Origin of the sequence: Actinomadura sp. NPDC000929 (assembly GCF_040492065.1) — a bacterium.
In the GTDB taxonomy this organism is placed as follows: domain Bacteria; phylum Actinomycetota; class Actinomycetes; order Streptosporangiales; family Streptosporangiaceae; genus Spirillospora; species Spirillospora verrucosospora.
Map to the genome: position 1 here is coordinate 1 of NZ_JBEUPA010000337.1, position 1,024 is coordinate 1,024.

Genomic DNA, 1,024 nt, shown 5'->3' on the forward strand with positions numbered 1-1,024 from the left:
CTAGGCCGTGTTTCGAAGTAGGTGGAGCCATTCGTTGATGGCGGTGATCTCGAGGGTTGCCTGGTAGCGGACGGAGAGCTTGTCGTATCTGGTGGCCACGGCGCGGTGGCGCTTGAGGCGGTTGATGCCGCACTCCACGGCGTGGCGACCGCGGTAGTCATCCGGGTCGAAGGCGGGTGGACGGCCGCCGCGGCGGCCCCGCCGCTGCCGGTGCCGGGCCTGGTCGGACGGGACCGGGATCGTGGCGGCGATGCCGCGGCGGCGCAGGTGAGCACGGATCGCGCGGGAGGAGTACGCCTTGTCGGCCCGCACCCGATCGGGGCGCGTGCGGGGATGGCCCGGCCCGGGGCGGGCGACTCTGATCCCGGCCATCACGGCTTGGAATTGCGGGGCGTCCCCGCGCTGCCCGGCGGTCACGACCATCGACAGCGGCATCTGCCCCTGCTCGCAGGCCAGGTGCACCTTGGTCGACAACCCGCCGCGTGAGCGCCCCATTGCGTGATCGTCCGGCTCGGTGGCCGTCCCGCCGGGTGGCTCGCGCTGCAGGTCACCACGCCGCCGGGCTCCGGCGGCGTGCTGATGGGCCCGCATGATCGTGGAATCGACGTTCACCTCCCAGGTGATCAGCCCGGCGGCATCGGCCCGGGTCTGCAGGGCGGCAAGGATCCGCGCCCAGGCGCCGTTGCGCTGCCAGCGGCGGAACAGCCCGTAGACCGCCTGCCAGGAGCCGTAGCACTCGGGCACGTCCCGCCACGGTGCGCCGGTCCGCACCCGCCAGCGGATCCCGTCAATGAGCTGCCGTTTGGTCCACTTCGACGGTCGACCCGGCCGCCTGGAGACGGGCAGCAGCGGCCCCAGGATCGCCCATTGCGCGTCGGTCAGGTCGAACCGCCTCGTCACCGCTAGGGTGGCCACGAGGTCTCCGGTTATGGGTTCTTCTTGGTCGATGAACCATCTACCGGAGACCTCACTGCGTCCGGCTCACAACACGCCGATGCTCACCCCACTTCGAAACACGCCCTAG

The 1,024-nt window shown here is 71.1% G+C and carries 1 protein-coding gene; it reads right to left on the reverse strand.

Translation table 11 applies throughout. The annotated features are described in order from the left end of the window. Window positions 1-915 carry an IS5 family transposase gene (locus ABWI04_RS42755; protein WP_179848060.1) on the reverse strand — a complete coding sequence of 305 codons (915 nt, stop codon included), beginning with the start codon at window positions 913-915 and terminating at the stop codon, window positions 1-3. Window positions 916-1,024: the final 109 nt, after the last annotated feature.